The organism is Opitutus sp. GAS368 (assembly GCF_900104925.1).
Lineage (GTDB): Bacteria > Verrucomicrobiota > Verrucomicrobiia > Opitutales > Opitutaceae > Lacunisphaera.
Window position 1 is genome coordinate 3829681 of the sequence record NZ_LT629735.1, and the last position, 25133, is coordinate 3854813.

A 25133-nucleotide genomic window follows, 5' to 3' on the forward strand; every position below is an offset into this window, starting at 1 on the left:
CCGACCCTGCACCAGACGCGGCCCGCAGGGAGGCGGGCCCTCCACTACTACTTCTTCTTCGCCGCCGGCTTCTTCGCCTTGGCGGCGGGCGCGGCCGGCGCCGCGGGAATTTCCATCGGCGGCTTGCTGCCGGCGGCATCGCGTGTCTCCAGCGCGGTTTTCACCGCCGCCAGCATGTCGGCGGGATGCGTCACCTTGAGCTGGCGGTAAAGCTGGTCGAACAGCGCCTCGAGCCCCGGCGGCTCGCCGGCGGCGGCCCCGCGCACCTCGTCCGGCAGGTCCTTCGGCAGGATCGTGTCGCTCTGCGCAATCACGGCGCTGCGGTAGATCATGTTCTCCAGCTCGCGCACATTGCCGGGCCAGTTGTGGCGGCACAGGATGGCCAGCGCCTCGGGCGAGACCTTGCGGGCCTTCGTCTTTTTCGCCTTGGCCATGCTCTGGATGAAATAGTCCACGATCTGCGGCACGTCCTCCACCCGTTCGCGCAGCGGCGGCAGGCGCAGCCGCACGACGTTGAGCCGGTAATACAGGTCCTCGCGGAATTCCTTGTCCTTCACCAGCGCCTCGAGGTCCTTGTTGGTCGCCGCGATGACGCGCACGTTGACCTTGAGCGTCTCCGAGCTGCCGACGCGCTGGATCTCGCCCTCCTGCAGCACGCGGAGGATCTTCGTCTGGGTGGCCGGCGTCATGTCGCCGATCTCGTCGAGGAAGATGGTGCCGCCGTCGCAGACCTCGAACTTGCCGAGCCGCTGCGCCGTCGCACCGGTGAAGGCGCCGCGCTCGTGGCCGAACAGCTCGCTCTCGATCAGGTTCTCGGGAATGGCCGAGCAGTTGACCGCGACGAAGGGCCGGCCGCCGCGATGGCTGTGCCGGTGGATGCTGCGGGCGATGAGCTCCTTGCCGGTGCCGCTCTCGCCCGTGATCATCACGGTCACGTCGCTGGCCGCAACCTGGCCGATGATCTTGAAGACCTGCTGCATCGGGTCCGAGGTGCCGACGATGCCCTCCTTGTGGTCCTCGGAATTGATGACCGGCACCACGCCGCCCGCGGAGCGGATGTCGGCCTGGGTGCGCAGCGCGCTCTCGACGAGCGCGAGCAGCTTCGGGGGATCGAAGGGTTTCACCACGTAGTCGAAGGCCCCGAATTTCATCGCCTCGATGGCGGTCTGCGCCGTGCCGTAGGCCGTCATCAGGATGACCAGCTGCTTCGGGTTGGCTGCGCGGATGTGCTGAAGTGTTTCCAGACCGGTCATGCCGGTCATGCGGTTGTCGAGCAGGACGACGTCGGGTGGCTGCTTCTTCACGGCCGCCACGCCCTCCTCCCCGCTCGGCGCTTCCTGCACCTTGTAATGCCGCGACGAAAGCACCCGGTTGAGCGAATAGCGCACCTCCGTGTCGTCGTCGACGACAAGGATATGCGGAACTGGGGCGGCCTCGGACATGACTTAGGTGGGAATGGTCAAAATGATTAGCGCTTTGCGCAAAGCTGGTTCTACTTACCGGCCATGCTAGGGTGGTCAATTAACTTGTTTCGGGTCTTCGGGATCCAACTCGCGGTGCACGCGAGCTTCGTGCTGCTGCTGCTCTACGCCGGCCTGGAGGGCTGGCAGGATGACGGCGGCTGGACCGGCATGCTGATCAGCGTCATAATGGTCGTGGTTTTTTTCATCTGCGTGGTGCTGCACGAACTGGGCCATTCGCTGACGGCCCGGCGTTACGGCATCCGGGTGCCGCGCATCCTGCTCATGCCGATCGGCGGCATGGCGGAGTTCGAGCGCATCCCCCGCCAGCCGTCCGCGGAGTTTCTCATCACGATCGCCGGGCCGCTGGTCAATTTTGCGATCGTCCTTGTGCTGTTGCCCTTCGTGGGCTTGCCGCCGGGATTCCCCTTTCATCCGGTCTATGAGGACTCGATCCGCGGATTGTGGCAAATGCTGCTCTATTGGAATGGCCTGATGGGGCTCTTCAACCTGCTGCCGGTGTTCCCCATGGACGGAGGCCGGATCTTCCGCGCCCTGCTGGCCAGCCGGCTCCCCTACCTGCAGGCGACCTGGTGGGCGGTGATGGTCGGGCGCGTGCTGGCCATCGGCTTGATCCTCAGGAATCTTTACCTGGAGAACTACATGCTCGCCGTCCTGTTCACCTTCATCCTGGTTGCCGGCAACGCCGAATACCAGGCCGCCCTGCGTCGCGAGCAGGAGGAAGCCTATTGGCGGGAAATGGCCCGGGAGGCGGTGACGGTGCCGCCCGCGACGGACGAGCCGCCACTCATCCTGCACGGGCCGAACTAAAAGCGAAAGCCGTCCACGGGTGGACGGCTTTCAAAGTGGTGGACCCTAGCGGGTTCGAACCGCTGACCTCCTCAATGCCATTGAGGCGCTCTACCAACTGAGCTAAGAGCCCGTAACTGAACTAAAGAAGGGCCTAAAAGTAAGTTTTGGCCGGGGAACGCAAGGACTTTTTATGCCTCGTCCTTCATCTTGAAAGTGACCGTCCAGGTGTCCGGCCGGTGGTTCGGTGTCGGCCCGATCGAGCGCATGCGGCGGAAGGCATCGAGCACCGAATCGTCGAATTCCCGGTTGCCGGAAGTCTTGGTGATGCGGGGGTTGAGGATGGCCCCGCTGGCGGTGATGTCGAAGGTCACCTTGGTTTCCAGCTGGTCGCTCACGCCGCTTGGCGGCTCGTGGGCGCGCTTCAGTTCCTGGATGAGAAACGAGATGTAGGTGCTGAGCTCGTCCGCCTCCTCGCGGGTCAGCGCCTTGCCATTGCTGCCGCGCGTGCTGGCCGTCGAGCCGATCTTCGCGCCGCCGAGAATGCCCTGCACGTCCACCTTTGGCACGTTGGCCGCGCGCGCGGTGGTGGCGATGGACGGCTTCGGGGTCGGGTGTTTCTTGAGGTAGTCCTTGTAGGACATCCTCGCGCTCTGGTTCATCTGCTTGGCGATGCTGGTGTCCGATTTGACCTTGGGTGATGATGTCACCGCTTTGGGCGGTGCCGTCTCGGCCTTGGGTGGCGCGGTCTCGGGCACGCTGGGACTCTCCTGCACCTGGGGCTCTACCTTGTCCGGCGGCAGCTCGACCTTGGGCACGTTCACCTTCATCGCCGTGTTGCCCGCGGCGGGGGCGGCCAGCGCGGTCGGGTCCGCGCCCGGCCCCTGCACCAGCTCGAAGATCACGGGCACTTTCTCCGAGTGCGCCATGTAGATCGTCGTGCAGAAGATCAGCGCGGCCACGAAACCGTGGAGGATCAGCGACGTGAGGAACGCACTGGAGGAATTCGGCCGCATCGTATCACTTGGATTCCGTGTCGAGGGAGATCCGGGTCAGGCCGCGCTTGGTGAGCTCGTCCATGACGCGGACGACCTGCTGGTATTGCAGGGACATGTCCGCGCGGATGCGGATGATGGGCGGCTTCGAGCGGGCGGCGAACTCCGTCAGGGTCCGGGACAGCTCGGCGAAGCTCACGGGCTTGCTGCCGACGTAGAGCTTGCCGGATTGGTCGATGGAAACGGTCTGGAATTCCGACTCGGGCGGAACCTGGGGTTTCTTGCTTTCGCCGGGCAGGTTCAGCGGGATGGTCTGCTCCTGCTGGATGAGCGGCGTCGTGATCATGAAGATGATCAGCAGGGTGAAGCCGAGGTCGACCATGTTGGTCACGTTCAGCTCCGCAACCGGGTGCAGCTGGCGTTGACGGCGGAAGATCTTGGCCATGGCGGGGGTTACTTGGCCTCGAGCTCGATGCGGTCGGCGAGCGTGCTCGCGTAGTTCTCGAGCTCGGTGATCATGGTCTTCACGTTTCCGAGCAGGATGTTGTAGCCGAAGACCGACGGGATCGCGACCACGAGGCCGGAGATGGTGGTGAGCAGCGCGGCGGACACGCCGGGGGCGAGCGTGGCGAGCGTGGCCGAGCCCTGCTCGGCGATCGCGCCGAACGCCTCCATGATGCCCCACACGGTGCCGAACAGGCCCATGAACGGTGCGCCCGAGACGAGCGAGGCGAGGATGATCATGCTGGCCTCGTAGCGCAGCGACTGGCGGGCCAGCGCGCGCTGGATGGCGTTCTCCGCGTGCTCCAGGCGGCTGCGCGGCGTGTCGTCGCCCTTCTCCTTGCCGATGGCGGCGGCTCGCCAGTAGGCCTCGAGCGCGTCGGCCAGCAGGTCGGCATACGGGATGTCGCGGCGGTTCTTGAGGTTCTCGGGCAGGTCGAGGATGTGGCGCTCCTCCGCGAGCTTCCGCTCGAAGGCGAAGTTCAGCTGCCGGAGCTTCTTCAGCTCGGAATATTTGCCCATCATCAGCGCCCAGGCGAAGATGCTGAAGATCGCCAGCAGGCCGATGACGACCTGACCGACGTGGTCGGTGATGAGGAAGACCTGCCAGATGTTGAGCGAGGCGAGGAGCGGCGGAAAAAGAAGGCTGGGCATGTGGTTGAAGTGTTGGCGCGTTTGCCGCGGCCAATCAATGGGAATTCTCGCCTTTCGGCGGCAATCTCCCGGCCCGCGCGGCTGAATCTGGTTGCGCGCCGCCGCCAACCTTTTTTCGTGGGAGCTGTCTCCCCTGCTTATGCCCACCAAGCCCAAATCCGCCGGCCAGCTCATCTCCTTCGAGGGTTCCGAGGGGAGCGGCAAGTCCACCCAGATCACCCGCCTCGCCGAGCACCTCCAGCAGGCCGGCCGGGAGGTCGTCGCCACCCGCGAGCCGGGCGGCACCGAGATCGGCGAGCAGATCCGGAGCATCATCGTCCACAATTCCAAGGGCGACGAGATGTGCCCCGAGACCGAGCTCCTGCTCTTCACCGCTGCCCGGGCCCAGGTCGTCCGCGAGGTCATCGCCCCCGCCCTGAAGCGCGGCGCCGTGGTCCTGAGCGACCGCTACCTCGACTCCTCGACCGTCTACCAGGGCATCGCCCGCAACCTCGCTTCCGGTCCGGTCAGCGCGATCAATCGCTTCGCCGTCGGCGAGGTCATGCCGCATCTGACCATCGTCATCGATGTGCCGACCGAGGTCAGCCTGGCGCGCATCCGCCGGCGCGCCTCCGGCCTGCCCGACCGCATGGAGCGCGAGAACATCGCCTTCTACACCAAGGTCCGTGAGGGCTACCTTCTGCTCGCCAAAGAATGGCCGGAACGCGTGATCGTCGTCGACGGCACGCTGTCGCCCGACGCCATCGACAAGAAGATCTGGGCCGAGGTCCAGAAACGCTTCGGGTGATCTTGCATTGTCATTCTGAGCCTGGCGAAGAATCCAGCGGCACGGCCGCTGCGTGCATGGTTCTGGATTCTTCGCTACATTCAGAATGACATTTTGATTGGTTAGGTTTCTGACTTCTGTTTTCTGTCCTCGATGTCTGCCACGATCACGCCCTGGCCCGCCGCCCTTGCCGGCACCCCCGCCGTCGCGGTCATCGAGCGGGCCATCGAGCGCTCGCGACTCGCCCACAGCCTGCTGCTGCACGGCGAAAACCTCGCCACGCTCGCGACCGTCGCCCACGCCATCGCCGACCGCCTGCTCAACGACCCGCGGCACCAGGCCCAGCATTTCCCGCCGAAGCAGCACCCGGACTTCTTCGCGCTCCGCCCGGCCGGCAAGATGCGCCAGATCTCGGCCGAGGTCACCCGCGACCTCATCGGCTCGATCCAGGTGTCGCCGCAGGTCTCGCACCGCAAGGTCGCCGTCGTCTATGAGGCCGACCGGATGAACACCGCCGCGGCCAACATCTTCCTCAAGACCCTCGAGGAGCCGTCCGCCAGCACGACGATCCTGCTGCTCACGACCCGCCCCTACTCGCTGCTGCCGACCATCCGCAGCCGCTGCCTGCACTTCCGCTTCACCGACGCCGGCAGCGAGACCCTCGCCGGCGCCGACGAGCCGACCCGCGCGCAGTGGAAGTCCGCGCTGGCCGACTACGCCGGCTGGCTGCAACTGCTGACCGCCGGGGTCGTCGAAAAGCGCGCCGTGGCCGATCAGCTGATGGGCGTCTACGGTCTCATCACCCGCTTCAACGCCGTCCTCGCCGCCGCCACCGACCAGGCCTGGAAGCAGCAGAAGGAGAAACTGCCGGATGACATTGACGACGACGAACAGGCCGCCATCGAGACCGGCATCGCCAACGGCATCCGCCTGAAGCTTTTCGCCGAGCTCGAGCACGCCACCCGCGATTTCGCCCAGAAGCGCCTGCTCGAAGGCGACGAGTCCGCCCGTCGCTCGCTCGTGGCCGCGGTCGGCCAGCTGGAGCATGATATCGGCCTGCTCCGTCTGAACCTCAACGAGGCCGCCGCGCTGGAGAACTTCCTGCTCTCGTCGCTGCGACTGTGGGCGAAGCGCTGACCTTATTGTAGGGTCGCCGCTTGCCGGCGGACCGCACAGCACGGCACGGCGACAAGCGCCGGCCCTACATTCGCAACCAAGAGCGCCCGTAATTCCGCTTTACTCGGCACGGCGTTGGCTGTGTGTGGTTCGTTCCACCCGATGAAAACCGCCGCCACCGCTTCCAAGCCGACGTTGCTCGCGATCGCGTGGCCGATCTTCATCGAGCAGACGCTGCGCATCCTGATCGGCACGGTGGACACCTTCATGGTCAGCCATGTGTCCGACGGCGCCGTGGCGGCGCTCGGCATCGCCAACCAGCTCGTGGTGCTGGCCCTGATCTGCTTCAACTTCATCGGCATCGGCGCGAGCGTCGTGATCACGCACCACGTCGGGGCCAACGACCGCGCCGGTGCGGAAAAGATCGTGACGACCGCGATCGCGGTGAACACTTGGATCGGCCTGGCCGCCAGTCTCGTGGCCTTCCTGTTCGCCGCCCCGCTCCTGCGGCTCATGCAGCTGCCCGAGGACCTCATGCCCTACGCGCAGCCTTTCCTCACGCTCATGGGCGGCACGCTCTTCATGGAGGCCATGAACACCGCCATCGGCGCCGCCCTGCGTGCCCACGGCCACACGCGCGACGCCATGGTGGTGACCGTCATCCAGAACGTCCTCAATATCGCGCTGAGCTGCGTGCTGCTCTTCGGGTTGTTCGGCGCGCCGCGCATGGGCGTGACCGGCGTGGCGCTGGCCAGCGTGGCGAGCCGCGTGGTCGCCAGCATCATTTTCTGGGTGCTGCTCGACCGCCGGCTCAAGCTCATGCTGCGCGCCGGTGACTTCTTCCACCTGCAGCTGGCCCGCATCAAACGCATCCTGCACATCGGCCTGCCGGCGGCCGGCGAGCACATGAGCTACTGGGTCTCGCTCATGGTCATCACCAGCTTTGCGGCCCGGCTTGGCGGCGAAAGCCTGGCCACCATGACCTACACCCAGAACGTCCAGCGTCTCGTCATCTTGTTCAGCATCGCGCTGGGTCTTGGCACGGAGATCCTGATCGGCCGCCTCATCGGCGCCGGCGATTTCGACGAGGCCTACCGGCAGGTCCTGAAGAGCATCCGCACCGGCCTGCTCATCTCGACCGGTGGCATCCTGCTGGTGGCGGTTTTTGCCACCCCACTGCTTGGCCTGTTTTCCCACGACGCCACGATCATAGCCGGTGGCGTGCTGCTGCTGCGGATGTCCGTCCTCTACGAACCGGGCCGGGTCTTCAACATCGTCGGCATCAACGCGCTCCGGGCGACGGGCGACGCGCGCTTCCCGGTGCAGATCGCCGCGTGTTCCCAATGGCTGCTGAGCGTGCCGCTCTGCTGGCTTTTCGGCCTCAAACTCGGCTGGGGCCTGCCGGGAATCTGGGGCGCCATGATGTTTGAGGAATGGCTGCGCGGGCTGATCATGTATCGGCGGTGGAAGCGCCGGGACTGGCTGAAATACGCGCACCGCAGCCGCGACCAGGTCTCGGCCCGGACGCTGCCGCTAATCCCCGAGGCCTAGGCGAACGTGTTCGGCATGTAGGAGCTTGTTTACAAGCGATGCAGGACGATTGCTCGCGGAGAGAATCTCAATCGCCTGTGAACAGGCTCCTACAATCAAAATTAGGCGCCGAGCACCAGCCGCACGAACTCCTCGCGCTTGTCCATGTGCGGGTTGTGCCCGGAGTCGGCGATCACCTCGATCTTGGCGGCGGGAAAGTGCCGGCGGATCAGGTCGTGGTCGCGGGGTTCCGAATAGCGTGAGCGGCCGCCGAGGATAAAGAGTGTCGGCCCGGTGAAGCGATCGTTCGGCTGCAGGCTGTTCTTCTCCATCACCGGCAGTGCCGCGGCCAGCACGGGCACGTTGACCTGCCAGCGCCAGCGGCCCTCCTCCTGCACCAGGTTGGTCGCGAGGAATTTCCTCATGCCGAGGTTGTCCACCCGGGCCTCGAAGCGCAGCTCCGCCTCCTGCCGCGACTGCAGGCTGCCGAGGTCCAGCTCGGTCATCGCCAGGAACTCCCCGCGGTGCGCCACCCAGTAATAGTCCTTCGGGGCGATATCCACCACGATCAGCCGCTCCACCCGCTCAGGGTGACGGCAGGCCAGCAGCATCGCCGTCTTGCCGCCCATGCTGTGCCCGGTGATCACCGCCTTGGCCAGGCCCTGGGCGTCCATCCAGCCGATCAGGTCGTCGACCATCACGTCGTAGCTCATCTCCGCGGCATGGGGCGACTTGCCATGGTTGCGGGCGTCGAGGGCGAACACGTGGAAGTGCCGGGCCAGGTCCCGTCCCGTGCTCAGCCAGTTGCGGGACGAGCCGAGCAGGCCGTGCAGCACGATCATGGGCGGAAGGCCCGCCCCGCCCAAGTCGGTATGATGCAATTGAACCACAGAGACACGGAGACACGGAGAAAACACCCGAGACAAATCAAATATCACCTGACGACAGGCAGCCTGCTGCTTTTGGCTTCCCAAACCTCTGTGCCCTCTGTGACTCTGTGGTTAATTAATTATGTCAGCCGCAGAGAAGCTCACGCCGATGATGCAGCAGTATTTCGAGGTCAAGCGCGGCCTCCCGGCGAACACGCTCCTGCTCTTCCGCCTCGGCGATTTCTACGAGATGTTCTTCGAGGACGCCGAGATCGGCGCCCGGCTGCTGGGTATCACCCTGACCAAGCGCCAGGAGACCCCGATGGCGGGCATCCCCCATCACGCCGCCGACAATTACGTCACCAAGCTCCTCGCCGCCGGCAAGAAGGTCGCCATCTGCGATCAGGCCGAGCCGGCCCAGTCGGGCAAGCTCGTGAAGCGCCAGCTCACCCGCATCCTCTCGCCCGGCACCACCCTCTCGGCCAACCAGCTCGACGCGGCCAAGAACCACTACCTCTGTGCGCTGTCGCTCGACAAGGCCGGCCTCCACGCGGCGTGGCTCGATCTGTCCACCGGCGAGTTCCGCATTGCGACCGACGCCCACCCGGAGAACCTGCTGCCGGTCCTCACTGCGCTCGACCCGGCCGAGCTCGTGCTGATCGAAGGTGATCTCGGCCGCTGGCAGGCAGCCCCGCACGAGCAACACGCGGTCCATGCGCTGCACCAATTCTGCGCGCCGCGCCTTTGCTCCGAGCTGCCGGGCTACCATTTCGAGGTCACCGGCGGAGCGAAGACCGTGATGGACGCCCTCGGCGTGCTCAACCTGCAGGGCTTCGGTCTTGCCAACGGCCACCCGGCGCTCGGGGCGGCCGGCGCCGTGGTCTACTACGCCACCGAGAATCTCTGCGCGAAGCCCCAGAACCTCCGCTCGCTGCAGGAATATCGCAGCACGCGCACGCTGCTCCTCGATCCGGCGACCCTGCGCAATCTCGAGATCTTCTCGTCCACCCGCGGCACCCGTGACGCCTCGCTGCTCGGCGCCATCGACCGGAGCACGACGGCCGCCGGCTCGCGCCTGCTGGAACGCTGGCTCGCCGCCCCCACCCTCGACCTGCCGGAGATCGTCCGCCGCCAGACCGTCGTCGGCGAACTCATCGCCCAGCCGAGCGACCTCGCCGGGCTGCGCGAGCTGCTCAACAAGGTCCGCGACATCCCGCGCATCCTCGGCCGTCTCCAGAACCGCCTCCGCAATCCGCGCGAACTCGGCGGCGTGAAAGACACCCTCGCGCAGATCCCGGCCATCATGGCCTGCCTCGATCTGCTCGACGCGCACCTGGTCGGCACCCACGGCGGCGAGACGTCCAAGGTCCGCGCCCGGCTCACCGACCTGCCCAAGCTCCGCGAGCTGCTCGCCGGCGGACTCGCCGACGAACTCCCGAACGACCTGGCCGACGGCAACTACATCCGCGCCGGTTACGACGCCGAACTCGACCGCCTGCGCAGCCTCACGACCGACAACAAGTCGTGGCTCGCCGAGCTCGAGCGGGCCGAGCAGGAACGCACCGGCATCAAGAGCCTCAAGGTCCGCTACACCTCTGTCTTCGGTTACTACATCGAGGTCACGAAGGCCAATCTCGCCAATGTGCCCGCCGACTACATCCGCAAGCAGACCACGGTGAGCGGCGAGCGCTACGTGACCGAGGCGCTCAAGCTGAAGGAGAAGGAGATCTTCTCCGCCGAGGAAAAGTCACTCGCCCGGGAACTCGAACTCTTCAACGAGCTGGTTGCAGCCGTCCTTGATGAATCCATGACCCTCTCGCGCACGGCCGATGCGCTCGCCGAACTTGACGTGCTCGCCGGCTGGGCCGTGCTGGCCCGCGAATGGGATTATTGCCGTCCGCAGCTCGACGAGGGCGAGCTTCTCAGCATCACCGACGGCCGCCATCCGGTCGTCGAGCAGATGATGAAGCAGGAGCGTCTTGGTCTCGCAGGCAGCTACACCTTCGTGCCGAACGACACGGCGCTCTCCGCGGACGACGCCCAGATCCTGCTTATCACCGGCCCCAACATGGCCGGCAAGTCCACCTACATCCGGCAGGTCGCGCTCATCGCGCTGCTGGCGCAGATCGGTTGCTGGGTGCCGGCCAAGGCCTGCCGCCTCGGCCTCGTGGATCGCATCTTCTCCCGCGTCGGCGCGAGCGACGACCTGGCCCGCGGCAATTCGACCTTCATGGTCGAGATGAACGAGACGGCCAACATCCTCAACAACACGACCGACCGCTCGCTCATCATCCTCGACGAAATCGGCCGCGGCACCTCGACCTATGACGGCCTGAGCATCGCCTGGGCCGTGGTCGAGCACCTGCACCGTTCCGCCGAGCGCGGACCGCGCACCCTCTTTGCCACGCACTACCAGGAGTTGACCCAGCTCGCCAAGCATCTGCCGCGGCTGAAGAACTATTCCGTCGCGGTGAAGGAGTGGAACGACGACATCGTGTTCGTCCGCCGCGTCGTCGAGGGCGCCGCCGACCGCAGCTACGGCATCCAGGTCGCGCGTCTCGCCGGCCTGCCGCTGAGCGTCATCGATCGCGCCAAGACCATTCTCACGCAACTGGAGTCCGAGGACGTGAGCGTCACGCTCCCCTCGCCCCAGGCCCGGCCGAAGAAAAAGATCACGGTTGCGCCGGCGGACGACTCGCAGCTTAACTTGCTTTAGCGCGACGGGCTGTCGCGCGACACCCCCACCCCCATGAATGTCGAGACGGCAAAAAAGTTCGAGGACCTCCTGTCGGGGCCGATCGATCCGGCCCCTTACGATTATGCGATGCTCTTCAAGGCCGACGGATTTTTCGCCCGCCAGCGCTCGAAGAACCGCTTCAAGCTGCTCAAGGGCATCGATGCCAAGCTACGGCAGATCCTGCGGCCGGATGAGCGCGTGTTCTTCATGACACCCGGCACGACCGTGAGCGTTGGCGAACACTTCTTCGTCGGCTGGGTGGCGCATCTGCTGAACCTGCGCGCGCTGGTCTTCACCACCGACCGCGTCCTGCTGCTGGCCATCAGCAGCCGGCACCGGGCGGAGAGGCTCGTCTCGCAGATCCCCTACACGGCCATCGCCAGCGTGGCGTCCACCTGGAGCGGCGTGTGCCGCGTGAAGCTGCTCAACAAGCAGACCCTCGACTTCCAGCAGGTGCCGAAGGCCGACCGGAAATTCCTCGCGGACTTTCTGGCCGGCATCGTGAAGGGAACCAACGCCCCGTTCGAGCGCGTGCAGGGCCTCGAACACCTTTGCCCGCACTGCTACACGATGGTGCCGGCGCATCCGCCCGCGTGCCCGGCCTGCCGCGGCGGATTCAAGCAGCCGAACAAGGCCGCGCTCCTCTCCTTCATTTTCCCCGGGGTCGGCGACTGGTATCTCGGTCACCGGTGGCGTGCCGTCATGCAGCTGGCCGGCGCGACCTTCCTCTGGCTCGGGTTCGTGATTTTCCCGCTGCTGGCACTGCTCGATCCGGAATACGAACGCCCCCCCGTCAGCTTCTGGGCCACAAACGCGGTCATCCTCCTGGTTGCTCATACGCTCGATGCAGTGATGACGCGGCACTTCGCGCTCAAGGGCCACCATCCGCACGGTCCGGCGCCGGCGGCAGGCGCGGTGCCGCTCCCGTTGCGCACCTGAGGCGCGCTGCAATACCCGGCCGACGACTCGCAGCTGGGTTTGCTGTAGAAAAAAGGCTCGCAGAGACGCGAGCCCTCCATGCCGCTATGGGCCCAGTCCCTGCGGGCCGTTCCGTTCCCCCGCCCTCAATACCCCGCCATGAACTCGCGTGGCAGCGGCGCGGCGGCCTTGAAGGGGTGGCTCTGGCCGGCGAACTCGTAGGTGAAGCTCGTCTCGAGCGAGTGCAGGAAAAGGCGCTTGGTCTTGTTGGCCTTGGCGAAGGCGCGGTTCAGCGCGAAGTCGCCGTAGGTCTGGTCGCCGATGATCGGCAGCTGGCGCTTGGCGCACTGCACGCGCAGCTGGTGGCTGCGGCCGGTGCGGGGTTCGAGCTTCACCAGCGAGGTCGAGAACGCCTTCTGCGTGTGCTTGATGAGCTGGAAGCTGGTTTGCGCCGGCACGTTGCCGATCGTCGCCGTGCGGATCCGGCCGCCCTTCTTCTTCACCGCGAGCTGATCGTGCCAGTGCTCGAAGTTCTTGTGCGGATGGCCGAAGACGAGGGCCGAGTAGACCTTGTGGACCTGCTTCTTCGCGTAGTGCTCGCGCACGGCCAGCGCCAGTTTCTCGCTGGCGGCGGTGAGGATCACGCCGGACGTGGCGGAATCGAGGCGGTTGAGCAGCCACAGCCAGCGCTCGGCCCCGTCGGCCGTCTTCCAGATGAAGCGCTGGGCCTCCTTGTCGTAGCGGCACGTCAGCAGCGCCCGGCCCTCGTCCTGCGAGTCGTTAGGGTGCGACAGGAGGCCGGCGGGCTTGTTGAACGCGGCCAGGCCGTTGGCGTCGCGGGTGAGCGGCGTCACGCCCTCGCCCAGCGGCAGGGTGTCCCAGAAGTCTCCCGGCAGCGCGCTCACTGATAGTAGAAACTGAAGGTCAGTTCCTGGGAGTCGCCGAGCACGGCGATCATCGCGTCGGACCACTTGCGGTAGGGCTGCGGATAGGTGATGGCGTTCTGGCAGGAGAAGACGCCCTGCTTGCCGGCGTCGGCATCCTCGACCTTCGTGATCTCGGTCTCGCCCTTGGAGTTGATGCGGAAGGTGACGATCACGTGCGAGCCGCGCGGCGGGGAGACCCGGCTCTCGCGGAGAATGCTATACCATTGGGCCTGCACGATCTCGATGAGTTCGTTCAGATACTCGCCGTATTCGCTCCAGCGGGCGTCCATGCCGATGATGCCCATGTTGGCCACCCCGGCGATGTGATTGGCAATTGGCGACTGGCGGTTCAGCGAGACCGACGACAGGCGCGGACGCTCCTTCGGCTGCTGTTTCGCGGACTGGGTGACCGCGACGAGTCCGCCGGTGGGATCCTTGGCATCCTTGGCTCCCTCCGCCAGCTGATCGGCGTTGGTCGTGAGCGACTTGCTTTTGGCGATGTTGGTGGCGATGCCGTCCTCGGACTTGCCCTCGGTCTTGTCGAAGCCCTCGAGCGGCACCTGCTCCAGGCGGGCCTTTTGCTCGGTGCGTGCCTGCGCCTCGTCCTTCGTAACCTCCGGGGTCGGGGCCGGCGCGAGCTGGGGCGGCGCCATGTCGCCGGAAACGATCGCGGAGCTGTCCTTGAACTTGTCGTCGCCCTTCGTGGTCGGGCGGTGCTCCGGGTCGAGTTCCTTGGCGGCGACCTCCTGGGCGGACTGCTGGTTGCGGTTGCTGAAGTTGTTGGTCTTGTCCGGCGTGTTCTCCGGCGCGGCCGAGTTGGTCTCGACGAACTGGGCGGGGTCGCGCTCCTTGGGCTTGGGGAAGGCGTCCGGGGCGAGCTGGAAGTCGAAGGTCTTGCCCTTGTTCGCGCTGGTGACGGAGATGCCGCCGTGCACGCCGGAGAACTTCATGAAGTCGAACTCCGGGGCCACCCACACGAGCAGCAGGTGGAACAGCAGCGTGGCGGCGAGGCCGATGGCAATGGAGTAGTCCGCGCGGTCCTTTTCGGGGGCGTCGGGACGCGGGCTGAGCTGGGCGAGCTGGGTCGTCACTGGGTTGAAATCAACGCGTCTGACCCGCCCTAGTCAAAAGTTGTTTCATTTCTTCTAGCGGCAAACCCACAATATTTGTCAGCGACCCCGTAAAACCGGCCACAATGAGGTCGCCTTGCTCCTGGATGGCATAGCCGCCGGCCTTGTCGAGGGTGTGCACCCGGCTGAGGTAGAGCTCGAGCGTGGCGTCGTCAAAGGCCTTGAACGTCACCTCGCTGGCCACGCCCTGGTCGAGCCGCAGGCCGTCGCGCTGGCGGCGGATCGCCAGTCCGGTGAATACGGTGTGCGTCCGGCCGCGGAGCAGCCGGAGCATGGCCCGCGCCTCGGCCGGGTCGCGGGGCTTGTTGAGCACCGTCCGGTCGATGAAAACGGTCGTGTCGGCCCCGATGACGGTGGCGTCGGGGTGCCGCGCCGCGACCCAGTCGGCCTTGAGCGCGGCGTTGTGCCGCACCATCTCGCGCGGGTCGGCGTCCGGCGCCTCGTGTTCGGTGACCTCGGCCGGCACGACCTCAAAAGCCACGCCGAGCGACGCGAGCAGCTCCTTCCGCCGCGGCGAAGCGGAGGCAAGGATCAGGCGGGATGGCGCGGCGGATGGCACGACCGGCACAGTAGGTGTGATTTCTGGCCGAGCGCTAGCGGATTCTGTAGGGCGGGATCACCGCATCCCGCCTTCGTTCGAAAATGATATCCCGTTCGAGGCGGGATGCGGTGATCCCGCCCTACAAATCCACGGCTTGAGGTTGCAGTCCAGCACTTTGCCCTCAAGTTAGCCCTCCCATGCGCATCGGCCTGGCCCAGATCAACACCATCGTCGGCGACCTCGCCGGCAACTCCCGCCGCATCCTTGAGGCTTACCGCACGCTGGTGGCCCAAGACGCGGAGCTGGTGATCTACCCGGAGCTGGTGGTTTCGGGCTACCCGCCGCGCGACCTCCTGTTCAAGAAGCGCTTCGTGGCCGATGTCGAAAAGGCCACCCGCGAACTCGCCACCCAGATCGGCACCGTGCCGGCCCTCATCGGCTACACCGAGGCCAACATGACCGGCGCGGGCCGCTCGGCGTTCAACTCCGCCGCCTTCTGCCACCAGGGCAAGGTCACCGCCACCGCCCGCAAGTGCCTGCTGCCGACCTACGATGTCTTCGACGAGGACCGTTATTTCGAGCCGGCCGCCGCGCCCATCGTCGTGGAATTCGGCGGCCTCCGCCTCGGCATCACCATCTGCGAGGACATCTGGACGCACGCCATGATCTCGACCCGCCGCCTCTACAACGGCGTCGAGCCCGTCCGCCAACTCGCCGGCCAGCGGTGTGACCTGATGGTCAATCTCTCCGCCAGCCCGTGGAATTACGGCAAGGGCGACGTCCGCCACAAGCTCGTGGCCGACACCGCCCGCCAGCTCGGCTGCCCGGTCGCCTACGTCAACGCCGTCGGCGGCAATGACGAGCTGCTCTTCGACGGCCGCAGCGTGGTCTGCGATGCCCAGGGCAACGTCATCGGCGGCCTCGCGGCCTTCCGCGAGCAACTGCAGGTCGTGGAGGTAGGGCGAGTCGTCCCGACGAGCCGTTCCGCGACCGCGGCTCATCCGGAGGATTCGCCCTACCGTCACCCGACCTTCGAACAGGAAGATCTCGCCGACATCTACGATGCCCTCGTGCTGGGCGTCCGCGACTACGCCCAGAAGACCGGCTTCAAGAAGGCCCTGCTCGGCCTCTCCGGCGGCATCGACTCAGCGCTGACCGCCGTCATTGCCGCCGAGGCGCTCGGCCCGAAGAACGTCATCGGCGTCAGCCTGCCGTCGGTCATCTCCAGCCAGCACTCGAAGGACGACGCCCGCATCCTCGCAGCGAACCTCGGCATCGAGTTCCACACCATCTCCATCGCCGACACGGTCGGTGCCGCCGAGAAAACGCTCGCCCCGATCTTCGCCGGCCGGCCGCGTGACATCGCCGAGGAGAACATCCAGGCCCGCGCCCGCGGCCTGCTGCTCATGGCGATCTCCAACAAGTTCGGCGCGCTGCTCCTCACCACGGGCAACAAGAGCGAACTGGCCGTCGGCTACTGCACGCTCTACGGCGACATGTGCGGCGGGCTCGCGGTCATCAGCGATGTCTTCAAGATGCAGGTTTACGCCCTGTCCCGCTGGATCAACCGGAACAAGGAGATCATTCCCGTCTCCAGCATCGACAAGGCGCCGAGCGCCGAGTTGCGGCCCGACCAGACCGACCAGGACAGCCTGCCGCCCTACGCGATGCTCGACGCCATCCTCAAGGGCTACGTCGAGGAAGGCCTGTCCCGCGCCGATCTCGTCGCGCAGGGCTTCGACTCGGCCGTCGTCAACGACATCGTCCGCAAGGTCGACCTCAATGAATACAAGCGCAAGCAGGCCGCCCCCGGCCTGAAGATCACCCCCCTCGCCTTCGGCGTCGGCCGCCGCATCCCGATCGTGCAGAAATATGTCAGCTGATCTGGTCACCACTAATCCACACTAATGGGCCACTAATGGAGACGATCTATGACCACAGTGACCGGGCTGTACCAGCAGGAGGGCTATGATTTCATGGCTGCTGTTTTCGATGTCTACAATGAGATGGGACATGGCTTCCTTGAAGAGGTTTATCACGAGAGCCTTGAACTCGAATTAGTCCACCGCGCCATCCCACACGTTTCAAAGCCCAAGCTGTCCCTGTTCTACAAAGGTCAGCTTCTGAAGAAACAATACGAAGCCGATTTCATTGTCATTGGGGAAATCGTGGTGGAGTTGAAAGCCGTCAAAGCCCTGCTTTCCGAACACGAAGCGCAGCTCATCAACTATCTTCGCGCGACCGGGAAACGCGTAGGCTATCTCGTGAATTTCGGTTCATTCCCTAAACTCGAATGGAAGCGTTTTGTTCTCTGAATTAGTGGCCCATTAGTGTGCATTAGTGGTTAAAAATGTCTTCCTCTGAATCTCTCTTCGCCCGTGCCCAGCAACTCATCCCCGGTGGTGTGAACTCGCCCGTCCGGGCGTTTCGCTCGGTCGGTGGTGCGCCGTTCTTCACCCGGTCGGCCAAGGGCGCGACGCTCACGACGGCCGACGGCAAGGAGCTGATCGACTTCGTCTGCACCTGGGGCCCGGCCATCCACGGCCACAACCACCCGCGCATCAAGGCCGCCATCGCCGCCGCGCTCGAGAACGGCACATCCTTCGGCACACCGAATCCATACGAGGTGCAGATGGCCGAGCTGATCGTGAAGTTCTTCCCGTCGATCCAGAAGGTCCGCATGTGCAACAGCGGCACCGAGGCGACGATGTCGGCCATCCGGCTGGCGCGCGGCTTCACGAAGCGCGACAAGATCATCAAGTTCGCCGGCTGCTACCACGGGCACAGCGACTCGCTGCTCGTCGCGGCCGGCTCGGGCGCACTCACGCACGGGAATCCCGACAGCGCCGGTGTGCCGGCGGCGTTCGCCCGGGAGACCGTCGTCCTGTCCTACAACGATGTCGCGGCACTCAACGCGGGCTTCGCCGCCAATCCGGGCCAGATCGCCTGCGTCATCCTCGAGCCCTACATTGGCAACGTCGGCTTCATCAAGCCCGACGCCGGCTACCTGCAGGCCGTCCGCAAGGCCTGCACCGCCAACGGCGCCGTGCTCATCTTCGACGAGGTCATGACCGGCTTCCGCCTCGCCCGCGGCGGCGTGCAGGAAATCGAGCGGATCGTCCCCGACCTCACCTGCCTGGGCAAAATCATCGGCGGCGGCCTGCCCGTCGGTGCGTTCGGCGGCCGGGCGGACATCATGGACCTGCTCGCGCCGCTCGGCCCGGTCTATCAGGCCGGCACGCTCAGCGGCAACCCGCTCGCCCTGGCCGCGGGCATCGCCGCGCTGCAGCTCCTCGACGAACTCAAACCCTATGCCAAGCTCGACGCCCTCGGCCGGCAGGTCTGCGCCGCCGCCCTCGCTGCCGCCAAGGCCAAGGGCATTCCTCTCCAAGCCCCGCAGGCGGGTTCGATGTTCAGCCTGTTCTTCACGCCGACGCCGGTGCGCGACCTGCCCACCGCGCTCGCCTCCGACGCGAAGCTCTTTGGCAAATTCTTTCACGCCTGCCTCGCCGACGGCGTCTACCTGCCGCCGAGCGCCTACGAGTCGTGGTTTCTGAGCACCGCCCACGAGGGCGCGGCCGTTGACCGGGCTTGCGAAATCATCACGAAGGCAATTAAGTCCCTCTAAGAAACCGGCCGGTCGGGCCGTCGTCTCGATGCGCATGAACCCAAAGCAGCCAAGCAGCCAAGCCAGTTCCTGGATTTTGCTGGCTTCGCTTCTTTGCTTCTTCGTGTTTTCCCCGACACTTTCCGCCCAGCCGGCGGACGCCCCGGTGCTCCCGCTCAGCGAGCTGCGGCCGGGCATGAAGGGCGAGGTCTGGACCGTCTTCAAGGGCAGCGCCCCCGAGTCGTTCGCCGTGCAGGTGACGGGCATCCTCCAAAACGCCCTCGGTCCCGGGAAAAGCATGATCCTGTGCGAACTGACCGACCCGCGGGTGCAGGACATGGGCGCCGTCGCGGGCATGAGCGGCAGCCCGCTCTACATCGACGGCAAGGTCGCCGGCGTGCTCTCCTACCAGATCCAGCGCTTCGAGACGGTGCGCTATGCCGGCTTCACGCCGATCAGCGACATGCTCGAAGTCAGCGCGCTGCCGCCGGGCAAGGACGGCCTCGCGCCCACTCCGATCCCGGTCAAGGGCGAACGCCAGGGCACGCGCGGCGCCGGTGATTTCGCCGCGTCGTTCACCCCGATGACACCGGCCTTCTCGCTCGGCGGGCTCGCGCCCGAGGTCGCGGCCATGCTCGAGCCGCAATTTTCGGCGCTCGGCCTCAACGTCACCGCCCTCGGCGGCAACATTGGCACCGCCGACGCGGCCCCCCCGGCCCCCGCCGCGCTCCATCCCGGCGACGTCATCGCGGTCGCACTGGCCACCGGTGACATCAGCCTCGCCGGCACCGGCACGGTGTCGCACGTCGACGGCAACCGGATCCTCGCCTTCGGCCACCCGATGCTCTCGCTCGGCGCCACCGAGCTCCCGATGGCGTCGGCCGAGGTCGTCACGATCCTCCCGAGCACGCTGAACTCCGTCAAAATCTCCAACACCGGCGGCGTCATCGGCTCCTTCAGCCAGGACCGCCTTTCGGGCATCTACGGCGAACTGGGCCGCAAGGCTCCCATGGTGGCGGTGGACGTCGTCTTCCCCACCCGCAGCAGCCGCAAGGCGCTGCACTTCGAGGTCGTGCGCCACGAGCAGTTGCTGCCGGCCATCGCCGCCACCGGGTTGGCCCAGGCCGTCATGGGTTCGAACGAGTCCGGCTTTTCCCGCGGCTTCAAGGTGACGACCACCGTGGACTTCCCCGGCACGGCGCCCGTCGTGCTGAGCCAGCTTTATCCCGGTCCGCAGGGCTTCCGGCAGGGCCTCAATGAATTCGTCGGCAACCTCTCGCTCTGGCTCTTCAACCCCTACGAGCGCGTCTTCCCCGAGCACATCCGCTTCAGCGTCGAGGACACGGCCGAGGTGCCGGCGGGCTCGATCGAGCAGATGCTCGTGTCGCGCAATGCGGCGGGACCCGGCGACCGGGTGGACCTCACCGTGGGCTGGCGCGCCTTCCAGCACGACGCCGAGAGCGAGGTCGTGCACCTCGACATCCCGCGCGCCTGGGCCGGCAAGGAGCTCGAGGTCATCCTCACCACCGGCCCCGCGCTGGACGAGCTGACCGGCCGCGCCCACTCCGTGCCGATCGCGCAGCTGCGGAACTTCGAGGAATACATCTCCGCCCTGCGCGATTTCCGCGAGACCGACGGCCTCTACCTCGCCGTGATCGAGAAGACCCGGCTGACGACCGACCAGCGCACGACCACGCCGGACCTGCCCGGCTCGCTCGAGCGCATCGCCCGCAGCGCCGACGAGGCGCGCTTCCAGCGCCGCGACGCGTTCACCCCGTTGTGGGAGCAACGCGTGCTGCCCGGCCGGCTGTTCAACATCATGGTGCGCCGCCCGCTGACCGTCACTGACTGATTCACGCTCATCCCCTCATGTCATTCTGAGCGCAGCGAAGAATCCAGTTCAGTGCGCCAATCGCTGGATCCTTCGCTGCGCTCAGGATGACACATAAATAATCTCGCATGCATCATCGCCGTTCCTCCCTTCCCTTTTTTGCGTTTTTTGCGCTTTTTGTGGCCAATCTCTCCGCCGACCCGCTGACCAAGCAGCTCGAGATTGATTTCGGGCGCGACGTCGCCAGCCGCAACCTCAAGGGCCTGGCCACGCGCTCCGATGGGCGCGTGCTGCCGGGGCCGGTCTTCACCGACCTCGCCGGTCCGAAGCTCGGTGAAATCCTCTGGGTGATGAAACCGGTGGCGGCGAACAAGTTCCTCGTCGGCACCGGCCCCGCCGGCAAGGTGCAGGAGGTCAGCTTCAACGCCAAGGACGGCTCCTACACCGCCCGCGAGGTCGCCGACGTCCCCGAGACCAACGCCCTGGCCCTGCTGCCCCGGCCCGACGGCAGCCTGCTCATCGGCACCTCGCCGACCGCCGCGCTCTACCTCTTCAAGGACGACAAGGCCACGGCGCGTGTGCCGCTGCCCGCCGACTCGGTGTTCGACTTCCTGCCTTTGCCCGACGGCACCGTGCTCGCGGCCACCGGCAACCCCGGCAAAATCTATCGCCTCGACCTGAAGAAGCTCGCGGCGGCGGGGCTCATCGAGGGCAAGGCCGGTGACGACAAGCTGCTCGCCGACAAGGGCGTCACGCTCTTCGGTGAGATCCGCGACCGCAACGTGCGCAAGCTGGCGCGCCTCGCCGACGGCCGCATCATCGCCGGGTCCTCGCCGAAGGGTAACATCTATTCCTTTGGCACCGCGGGCGGCCCGCCGCTCATCCTGCAGGAGAACCGCGACGCCGAGGTGGTCGACCTGCTGCCGCTCGACGAGGGCGGCTTCTATGCGGCGCTCGTCTTCACCACCGAGACGGCCAGCCGGCTCAACCGCCCGGTCCCGGTCGATCCGAAGGGTGCGGAGACGAAGGACAAGCCGCCCGTCGCCGTCGTCGAGGAGAAGCCCGGCTTCACCGGTCGCTCCAGCATCGTCCTCTTCCCCACCGACGGATTCCCCGAGACTGTCATGACCAAGCCCAACATCGCGCTCTACCGTCTCGCGCGCCACAACGGCTGGCTGCTGCTCACCGCTGGCGAGCTCGGCGACGCCTTCGGCTACGACCCGGTCTCGCGGCGCGCGCTCACGTTCGCCGGCAGCGCCTCGAGCCAGCTCAACGACCTGGCGCCGCTGGGCGACGGCCGCTTCCTGCTGCTGCGTAACAACGCCCCCGGCCTCGCCCTGCTGTCCTTCGCCGCCGCCCCGGTGCGTGAGCTGGAGACCAAGCGGCTCGATCTCGGCGTGGCCGCCGACCTCGGCGCCTTCCGTTTCGCGCGGTTGCGCGGCGTGGAGCCCGTGGCGCTCAAGGTCGAGGTGCGGACCAATTTCGGCAGCGACGAGCTGGAGGGCTGGACGCCCTGGACCGAACTCAAGGCGCACGACGGGGCCTTTGCCGCGGAGGGCCTGCGCGGCCGCTACGTGAAGTTCCGGCTGCAGGTCACCGGCGCCCCCACCGACTTCCAGCTCGACAAGGCCACGCTGTATCACCTGCCCCAGAACCGGCGCCCGCTGCTGACCGACTTCCGGATCCTGCCGCCCAACCTCGGTCTGATTCCCGCCGGCGACCGGCCGGCCAGCGCGAGCGCCACGCTCGGCCAGCTGTTGTCCCCCGGTCCCCGCGGGGACCGGGACGATAATGAGAAGCGGAGGGATGCGCTCCTGGGCAGCCAGGTGGTGCCCTCGCCCGGCACACAGATCGTCTACTGGGCCGTCACCGATCCCGACGGGGACAATCTCACCCAGACTTTCTCGATCCGGCCGGAGAACGCCGACACCTGGACCGACCTCGCGGTGAACACCACCGACAGCTACGTCCAGTTCGAGACCGGCGGCCTGGCCGAGGGCCTCTACCTCACGCGGCTCACCGTCAGCGAACAGGCGCCCCGCCCCGCCGCCCAGCGCCTGAGCTACACCTTCGAGACCGACAACCTGCTGGTCGACCGCACCCCTCCCGTCCTCAGCGCCCCGATCATCACACGCGCGAACGGCCTGCTGAAGATTTCCATCACGGGTCGCGACGCACTGTCTCTGCTCGAGGGCGCCGAGTTCGTGCTGAACAACGGCGACCATGAGACGGTGGTTCATCCGGCCGACGGCATACTCGACGGCCGCGAGGAAACCTTCGTGGCGGAAATACCCGAGGCAGTGGCCGCCGGTGCGACCTCCGTGGAGATCACCGTCTACGACCGCCCCGGCAACGCCGCCTCCATCCGCGTGCCGCTGAAGTAGGAAGCAGTCTCACACAAAGTAGCAAAGCAGCTAAGTCAGTGCGGGATTAGGGAGTGTTTTCAAACCCAACAAATACCCGTTTCCTGTCATTCTGAACAAAGTGAAGAATCCATGCGTTCGCTCGCGATATGGCCTTCGTTGCCGTGGATCCTTCGCTCCGCTCAGGATGACAAACCGGGTTTGAAAACACTCCCTAAACAACCGGCGGATGCCGTCCTTGATCAGCGACACGTTCAAGTTGACGAGCAATCCGAGCTGCAATCCGGTGAGTTTGAGATAGGTGATGGTCTGCGCTTGGTGCACTGGCAGCAGGGCATCAACCGCCTTTAGCTCGAGTAGAACCTTGTCAGCGACGATGAAGTCGGCCCGAAAACCGACATCCAGTCGACGTGACCTGTAATTCAATGGGATGGCTGCCTCGCGGGCATGCCGGATGCCGCGATGCTTGAATTCTTCCTCCAAGCAGGAGGCATAGACACTTTCCAACAAACCCGGTCCCATTTCATTATGAAGGTGGAATAGTGCGTCGACCGACTTGCGGGCGGCTTCTTCCACGTCTGGCGTGATATCCAGTTTTCGATTCATGGTGGTGGCGGCCCGTCGTCAGCAGAATGCCAATGCAGTAATGGCTGTCCACGCCTTTGCTCCTTAGCTGCTTTGTGTTCTCCCCTGCTTCACGCCCGGGGGTGCGCCTTGGCATAGATCTCCTTCAGCCGCGCGACGCTGGTGTGGGTATAGATCTGCGTGGTCGTCAGGTTCGCGTGGCCGAGCAGCTCCTGCACGGTGCGCAGATCGGCGCCGGAATTGAGCAGGTGCGTGGCGAAGGAGTGACGCAGCTTGTGCGGCGAGAGATCCATCGGCAGGTCGGCGAGCGCCAGGTATTTCTTCACCAGCAGCTGCACGGCGCGCACGGTCATCCGCCGGCCGGGGGCCGCCACGACGACCGGATCGGCCGGCCCGGTGCCGTGCGCGAACTCGGCGCGGAATTTTGCGAGCACCTTCATCGCCGTGGCGCCGAGCGGGCAGATGCGCTCCTTGCGGCCCTTGCCCAGCACGCGGGCGCTGCCGGCGCCGAAGTCGACGGCGCCATAGTTCAGCGCCACCACCTCGCTCACGCGCAGCCCGCCGCCGTAAAGCAGCTCGAGCACGAGCCGGTCGCGCCAGGCGTCGTGCGCCGGGAGCGACTTGTTCTTCAGGAGCAGCGCCGGCCCGTCCAGCAGCGCGGCCGCCTGCGCCTCGGTCAGGAACTTTGGCAGGTTTTTTTGCAGCTTCGGCAGCGGCGCGCCGGCGAAGGGGTTGCGCTCCAGCCGGCCGCGTTGCATCCAGTAGCGGTAGAACGCGCGCAGGCCGGACACATGGTTGTGCAGCGTGCGGCGGTCGTAGCGGCGCTGGGCCTCGATGACAAAGTCGCGCACGTCGCGCGCGGTCAGCACGTCAAAGCCGCCTTCCCCGCGCTGGCTGCGCTGGAGCCAGTGAAAGAAATCAACGAAGGCCTGCCCGTAGTTGCGCGCCGTGTAGACGGAGTAGCGCCGCTCCTTCCGGAGGTGGTCGAGGAAAGGCTGGAGCCACGCGCCGGCGATGTCCGCGGGCAACGCGTCTGGCGTCTTTTCTGCCTTTGGTTTCATGGTCGGGGCCATTGCCCTCAATGGCCCTTCATGGGCGGTTGGGGGCAACCGCCCCTACCCTCGCTTCGATTCCTCCCATCACGCGGTCACATTCCTTGCGCAGGGCGGACTCGGGGTCGAGGCCGCGCTGGCGGCAGGCCGCCGCCAGTTCGTAAAGCTGCCGCCCGGCCGCGGCCTCCGTGAGGCCGGCCGCCAGCCGGGCCACGCCGGCGCCGTCCACGATCCCGTCGGCTGGCAGCGACTGTTTCTCGATCCGCTTGGCCACTTCCTCGGCGAACATCAGCGCCGGAAGGCGCGGCGGCAGTTTTTTGAAGACGGCCGACTCCGTCTTGCCGGCGGCCGCCTTTTCGGTGGCCTTCACCTTTTCCCACACCTCGATGACCTGCGCGGAGTTGTCGGCGCGGCCGTCGCCGAAGACGTGCGGGTGGCGGCGGATGAGCTTCTCATTGATCTCGCGCGCGACGTCGTCGAAGTCGAAGTCCCCGCGTTCCGCCGCGAGCTGGGCATGGAACACCACCTGGATCAGCACGTCGCCGAGTTCCTCGCGCATGTGCGGGAGGTCGTTCCGGTCGATGGTGTCGAGCAGCTCGCTGCACTCGTCGATCAGGCAGCGGGCCAGCGTCTGGTGGGTTTGCTCACGGTCCCACGGGCAGCCGTCGGGGGCGCGGAGCCGGGCCATGGTCCGGCGGAGTTCGTCAATCGCACTCATTCATCTTGGAGTAACCACGAAACC

Annotated in this window: 22 protein-coding genes and 1 tRNA gene; 11 read left to right on the forward strand and 12 right to left on the reverse strand. The window is 66.1% G+C overall.

The features are described from left to right. Positions 1-47: 47 nt before the first annotated feature. Positions 48-1442, reverse strand: a complete 1395-nt coding sequence (locus BLU29_RS16250) for a sigma-54 dependent transcriptional regulator (RefSeq protein WP_091060131.1) — start codon at positions 1440-1442, stop codon at positions 48-50. Between the two features lie 114 nt (positions 1443-1556). On the opposite strand from BLU29_RS16250, the gene BLU29_RS16255 reads away from it, so the two are divergent. Beyond that, complete coding sequence (locus BLU29_RS16255) at positions 1557-2291, forward strand: site-2 protease family protein (protein ID WP_172830287.1); 735 nt, start codon at positions 1557-1559, stop codon at positions 2289-2291. Between the two features lie 36 nt (positions 2292-2327). Here the strand turns inward: BLU29_RS16255 and BLU29_RS16260 are convergent. The 4 genes from BLU29_RS16260 to BLU29_RS16275 all read right to left on the reverse strand — a co-directional run bounded on the left by BLU29_RS16260 (position 2328) and on the right by BLU29_RS16275 (position 4420). Continuing rightward, positions 2328-2403: transfer RNA gene (locus BLU29_RS16260), tRNA-Ala, on the reverse strand. Positions 2404-2461: 58 nt separating this feature from the next. After that, a complete protein-coding gene (locus tag BLU29_RS16265) occupies positions 2462-3286 on the reverse strand; it encodes a TonB family protein (protein WP_091060137.1) in 825 nt (274 codons plus the stop codon). 4 nt (positions 3287-3290) lie between these two features. Further along, positions 3291-3710, reverse strand: coding sequence for a biopolymer transporter ExbD (locus BLU29_RS16270; RefSeq protein ID WP_091060139.1), 420 nt, complete (start codon positions 3708-3710; stop codon positions 3291-3293). Positions 3711-3718: 8 nt separating this feature from the next. Next, on the reverse strand, positions 3719-4420 hold the full coding sequence (locus tag BLU29_RS16275; RefSeq protein ID WP_091060142.1) for a MotA/TolQ/ExbB proton channel family protein: 702 nt from the start codon (positions 4418-4420) through the stop codon (positions 3719-3721). Positions 4421-4559: 139 nt separating this feature from the next. Here BLU29_RS16275 and tmk point away from each other — a divergent pair, with 139 nt between their 5' ends. The 3 genes from tmk to BLU29_RS16290 all read left to right on the forward strand — a co-directional run bounded on the left by tmk (position 4560) and on the right by BLU29_RS16290 (position 7853). Further along, positions 4560-5207 (forward strand): dTMP kinase, encoded by a 648-nt coding sequence (gene tmk, locus BLU29_RS16280; protein WP_091061222.1) that lies wholly within the window; start codon positions 4560-4562, stop codon positions 5205-5207. A 132-nt stretch (positions 5208-5339) separates the two neighbouring features. After that, positions 5340-6323, forward strand: a complete 984-nt coding sequence (locus BLU29_RS16285; protein ID WP_091060145.1) for a DNA polymerase III subunit delta' — start codon at positions 5340-5342, stop codon at positions 6321-6323. Positions 6324-6464: 141 nt separating this feature from the next. Next, a complete protein-coding gene (locus BLU29_RS16290) occupies positions 6465-7853 on the forward strand; it encodes an MATE family efflux transporter (protein WP_091060148.1) in 1389 nt (462 codons plus the stop codon). A gap of 101 nt (positions 7854-7954) precedes the next feature. Here BLU29_RS16290 and BLU29_RS16295 read toward each other — a convergent pair whose 3' ends face one another. Further along, positions 7955-8674, reverse strand: a complete 720-nt coding sequence (locus BLU29_RS16295) for an alpha/beta fold hydrolase (protein ID WP_091060151.1) — start codon at positions 8672-8674, stop codon at positions 7955-7957. A 169-nt stretch (positions 8675-8843) separates the two neighbouring features. Between BLU29_RS16295 and mutS the strand changes: the two genes are divergently transcribed. Together mutS and BLU29_RS16305 are read left to right on the forward strand one after the other, a co-directional pair. Beyond that, complete coding sequence (gene mutS / locus BLU29_RS16300; RefSeq protein ID WP_091060152.1) at positions 8844-11417, forward strand: DNA mismatch repair protein MutS; 2574 nt, start codon at positions 8844-8846, stop codon at positions 11415-11417. A 33-nt stretch (positions 11418-11450) separates the two neighbouring features. Further along, positions 11451-12377: a hypothetical protein gene (locus BLU29_RS16305; protein ID WP_091060156.1), complete on the forward strand. Its 927-nt coding sequence runs from the start codon at positions 11451-11453 to the stop codon at positions 12375-12377. Positions 12378-12502: 125 nt separating this feature from the next. Here BLU29_RS16305 and BLU29_RS16310 read toward each other — a convergent pair whose 3' ends face one another. Genes BLU29_RS16310 through BLU29_RS16320 form a run of 3 tightly spaced genes read right to left on the reverse strand, consistent with a single transcriptional unit; the run spans position 12503 to position 14971 of the window. After that, positions 12503-13261 (reverse strand): pseudouridine synthase, encoded by a 759-nt coding sequence (locus BLU29_RS16310; RefSeq protein ID WP_231962257.1) that lies wholly within the window; start codon positions 13259-13261, stop codon positions 12503-12505. After that, entirely contained in the window at positions 13258-14373 is a 1116-nt protein-coding gene (locus BLU29_RS16315) for a hypothetical protein (protein ID WP_091060159.1), read from the reverse strand. The genes BLU29_RS16310 and BLU29_RS16315 overlap by 4 nt, the downstream gene beginning before the upstream one ends. A 10-nt stretch (positions 14374-14383) precedes the next feature. Next, complete coding sequence (locus BLU29_RS16320) at positions 14384-14971, reverse strand: nucleoside triphosphate pyrophosphatase (RefSeq protein WP_091061226.1); 588 nt, start codon at positions 14969-14971, stop codon at positions 14384-14386. A gap of 179 nt (positions 14972-15150) precedes the next feature. Here BLU29_RS16320 and BLU29_RS16325 point away from each other — a divergent pair, with 179 nt between their 5' ends. The 5 genes from BLU29_RS16325 to BLU29_RS16345 all read left to right on the forward strand — a co-directional run bounded on the left by BLU29_RS16325 (position 15151) and on the right by BLU29_RS16345 (position 22775). After that, positions 15151-16836: an NAD+ synthase gene (locus tag BLU29_RS16325; RefSeq protein ID WP_091060160.1), complete on the forward strand. Its 1686-nt coding sequence runs from the start codon at positions 15151-15153 to the stop codon at positions 16834-16836. A gap of 48 nt (positions 16837-16884) precedes the next feature. Next, complete coding sequence (locus BLU29_RS16330) at positions 16885-17268, forward strand: GxxExxY protein (RefSeq protein ID WP_091060163.1); 384 nt, start codon at positions 16885-16887, stop codon at positions 17266-17268. 35 nt (positions 17269-17303) lie between these two features. Beyond that, positions 17304-18581: a glutamate-1-semialdehyde 2,1-aminomutase gene (gene hemL, locus BLU29_RS16335; RefSeq protein WP_091060164.1), complete on the forward strand. Its 1278-nt coding sequence runs from the start codon at positions 17304-17306 to the stop codon at positions 18579-18581. Positions 18582-18684: 103 nt separating this feature from the next. Continuing rightward, positions 18685-20412, forward strand: coding sequence for a SpoIVB peptidase S55 domain-containing protein (locus BLU29_RS16340; protein ID WP_157693942.1), 1728 nt, complete (start codon positions 18685-18687; stop codon positions 20410-20412). Between the two features lie 158 nt (positions 20413-20570). Next, on the forward strand, positions 20571-22775 hold the full coding sequence (locus BLU29_RS16345; RefSeq protein WP_157693943.1) for a hypothetical protein: 2205 nt from the start codon (positions 20571-20573) through the stop codon (positions 22773-22775). A 30-nt stretch (positions 22776-22805) separates the two neighbouring features. Here BLU29_RS16345 and BLU29_RS16350 read toward each other — a convergent pair whose 3' ends face one another. The 3 genes from BLU29_RS16350 to BLU29_RS16360 all read right to left on the reverse strand — a co-directional run bounded on the left by BLU29_RS16350 (position 22806) and on the right by BLU29_RS16360 (position 25109). Continuing rightward, entirely contained in the window at positions 22806-23360 is a 555-nt protein-coding gene (locus BLU29_RS16350; RefSeq protein WP_091060171.1) for a GxxExxY protein, read from the reverse strand. 89 nt (positions 23361-23449) lie between these two features. Continuing rightward, positions 23450-24400, reverse strand: a complete 951-nt coding sequence (locus tag BLU29_RS16355; protein ID WP_091061229.1) for a tyrosine recombinase XerC — start codon at positions 24398-24400, stop codon at positions 23450-23452. A gap of 28 nt (positions 24401-24428) precedes the next feature. Beyond that, positions 24429-25109 (reverse strand): MazG family protein, encoded by a 681-nt coding sequence (locus tag BLU29_RS16360; RefSeq protein WP_091060173.1) that lies wholly within the window; start codon positions 25107-25109, stop codon positions 24429-24431. Positions 25110-25133: the final 24 nt, after the last annotated feature.

Excerpts from the sequence above, each read along its gene's own strand:
- hemL (WP_091060164.1), top strand. The coding sequence starts at position 17,304 with ATGTCTTCCTCTGAATCTCTCTTCGCCCGTGCCCAGCAACTCATCCCC.
- BLU29_RS16350 (WP_091060171.1), bottom strand. The coding sequence starts at position 23,360 with ATGAATCGAAAACTGGATATCACGCCAGACGTGGAAGAAGCCGCCCGC.
- BLU29_RS16355 (WP_091061229.1), bottom strand. The coding sequence starts at position 24,400 with ATGAAACCAAAGGCAGAAAAGACGCCAGACGCGTTGCCCGCGGACATC.
- BLU29_RS16290 (WP_091060148.1), top strand. The coding sequence starts at position 6,465 with ATGAAAACCGCCGCCACCGCTTCCAAGCCGACGTTGCTCGCGATCGCG.
- BLU29_RS16330 (WP_091060163.1), top strand. The coding sequence starts at position 16,885 with ATGACCACAGTGACCGGGCTGTACCAGCAGGAGGGCTATGATTTCATG.
- BLU29_RS16325 (WP_091060160.1), top strand. The coding sequence starts at position 15,151 with ATGCGCATCGGCCTGGCCCAGATCAACACCATCGTCGGCGACCTCGCC.
- BLU29_RS16270 (WP_091060139.1), bottom strand. The coding sequence starts at position 3,710 with ATGGCCAAGATCTTCCGCCGTCAACGCCAGCTGCACCCGGTTGCGGAG.
- tmk (WP_091061222.1), top strand. The coding sequence starts at position 4,560 with ATGCCCACCAAGCCCAAATCCGCCGGCCAGCTCATCTCCTTCGAGGGT.
- BLU29_RS16285 (WP_091060145.1), top strand. The coding sequence starts at position 5,340 with ATGTCTGCCACGATCACGCCCTGGCCCGCCGCCCTTGCCGGCACCCCC.
- BLU29_RS16360 (WP_091060173.1), bottom strand. The coding sequence starts at position 25,109 with ATGAGTGCGATTGACGAACTCCGCCGGACCATGGCCCGGCTCCGCGCC.
- BLU29_RS16275 (WP_091060142.1), bottom strand. The coding sequence starts at position 4,420 with ATGCCCAGCCTTCTTTTTCCGCCGCTCCTCGCCTCGCTCAACATCTGG.
- mutS (WP_091060152.1), top strand. The coding sequence starts at position 8,844 with ATGTCAGCCGCAGAGAAGCTCACGCCGATGATGCAGCAGTATTTCGAG.
- BLU29_RS16250 (WP_091060131.1), bottom strand. The coding sequence starts at position 1,442 with ATGTCCGAGGCCGCCCCAGTTCCGCATATCCTTGTCGTCGACGACGAC.
- BLU29_RS16265 (WP_091060137.1), bottom strand. The coding sequence starts at position 3,286 with ATGCGGCCGAATTCCTCCAGTGCGTTCCTCACGTCGCTGATCCTCCAC.
- BLU29_RS16295 (WP_091060151.1), bottom strand. The coding sequence starts at position 8,674 with ATGATCGTGCTGCACGGCCTGCTCGGCTCGTCCCGCAACTGGCTGAGC.
- BLU29_RS16305 (WP_091060156.1), top strand. The coding sequence starts at position 11,451 with ATGAATGTCGAGACGGCAAAAAAGTTCGAGGACCTCCTGTCGGGGCCG.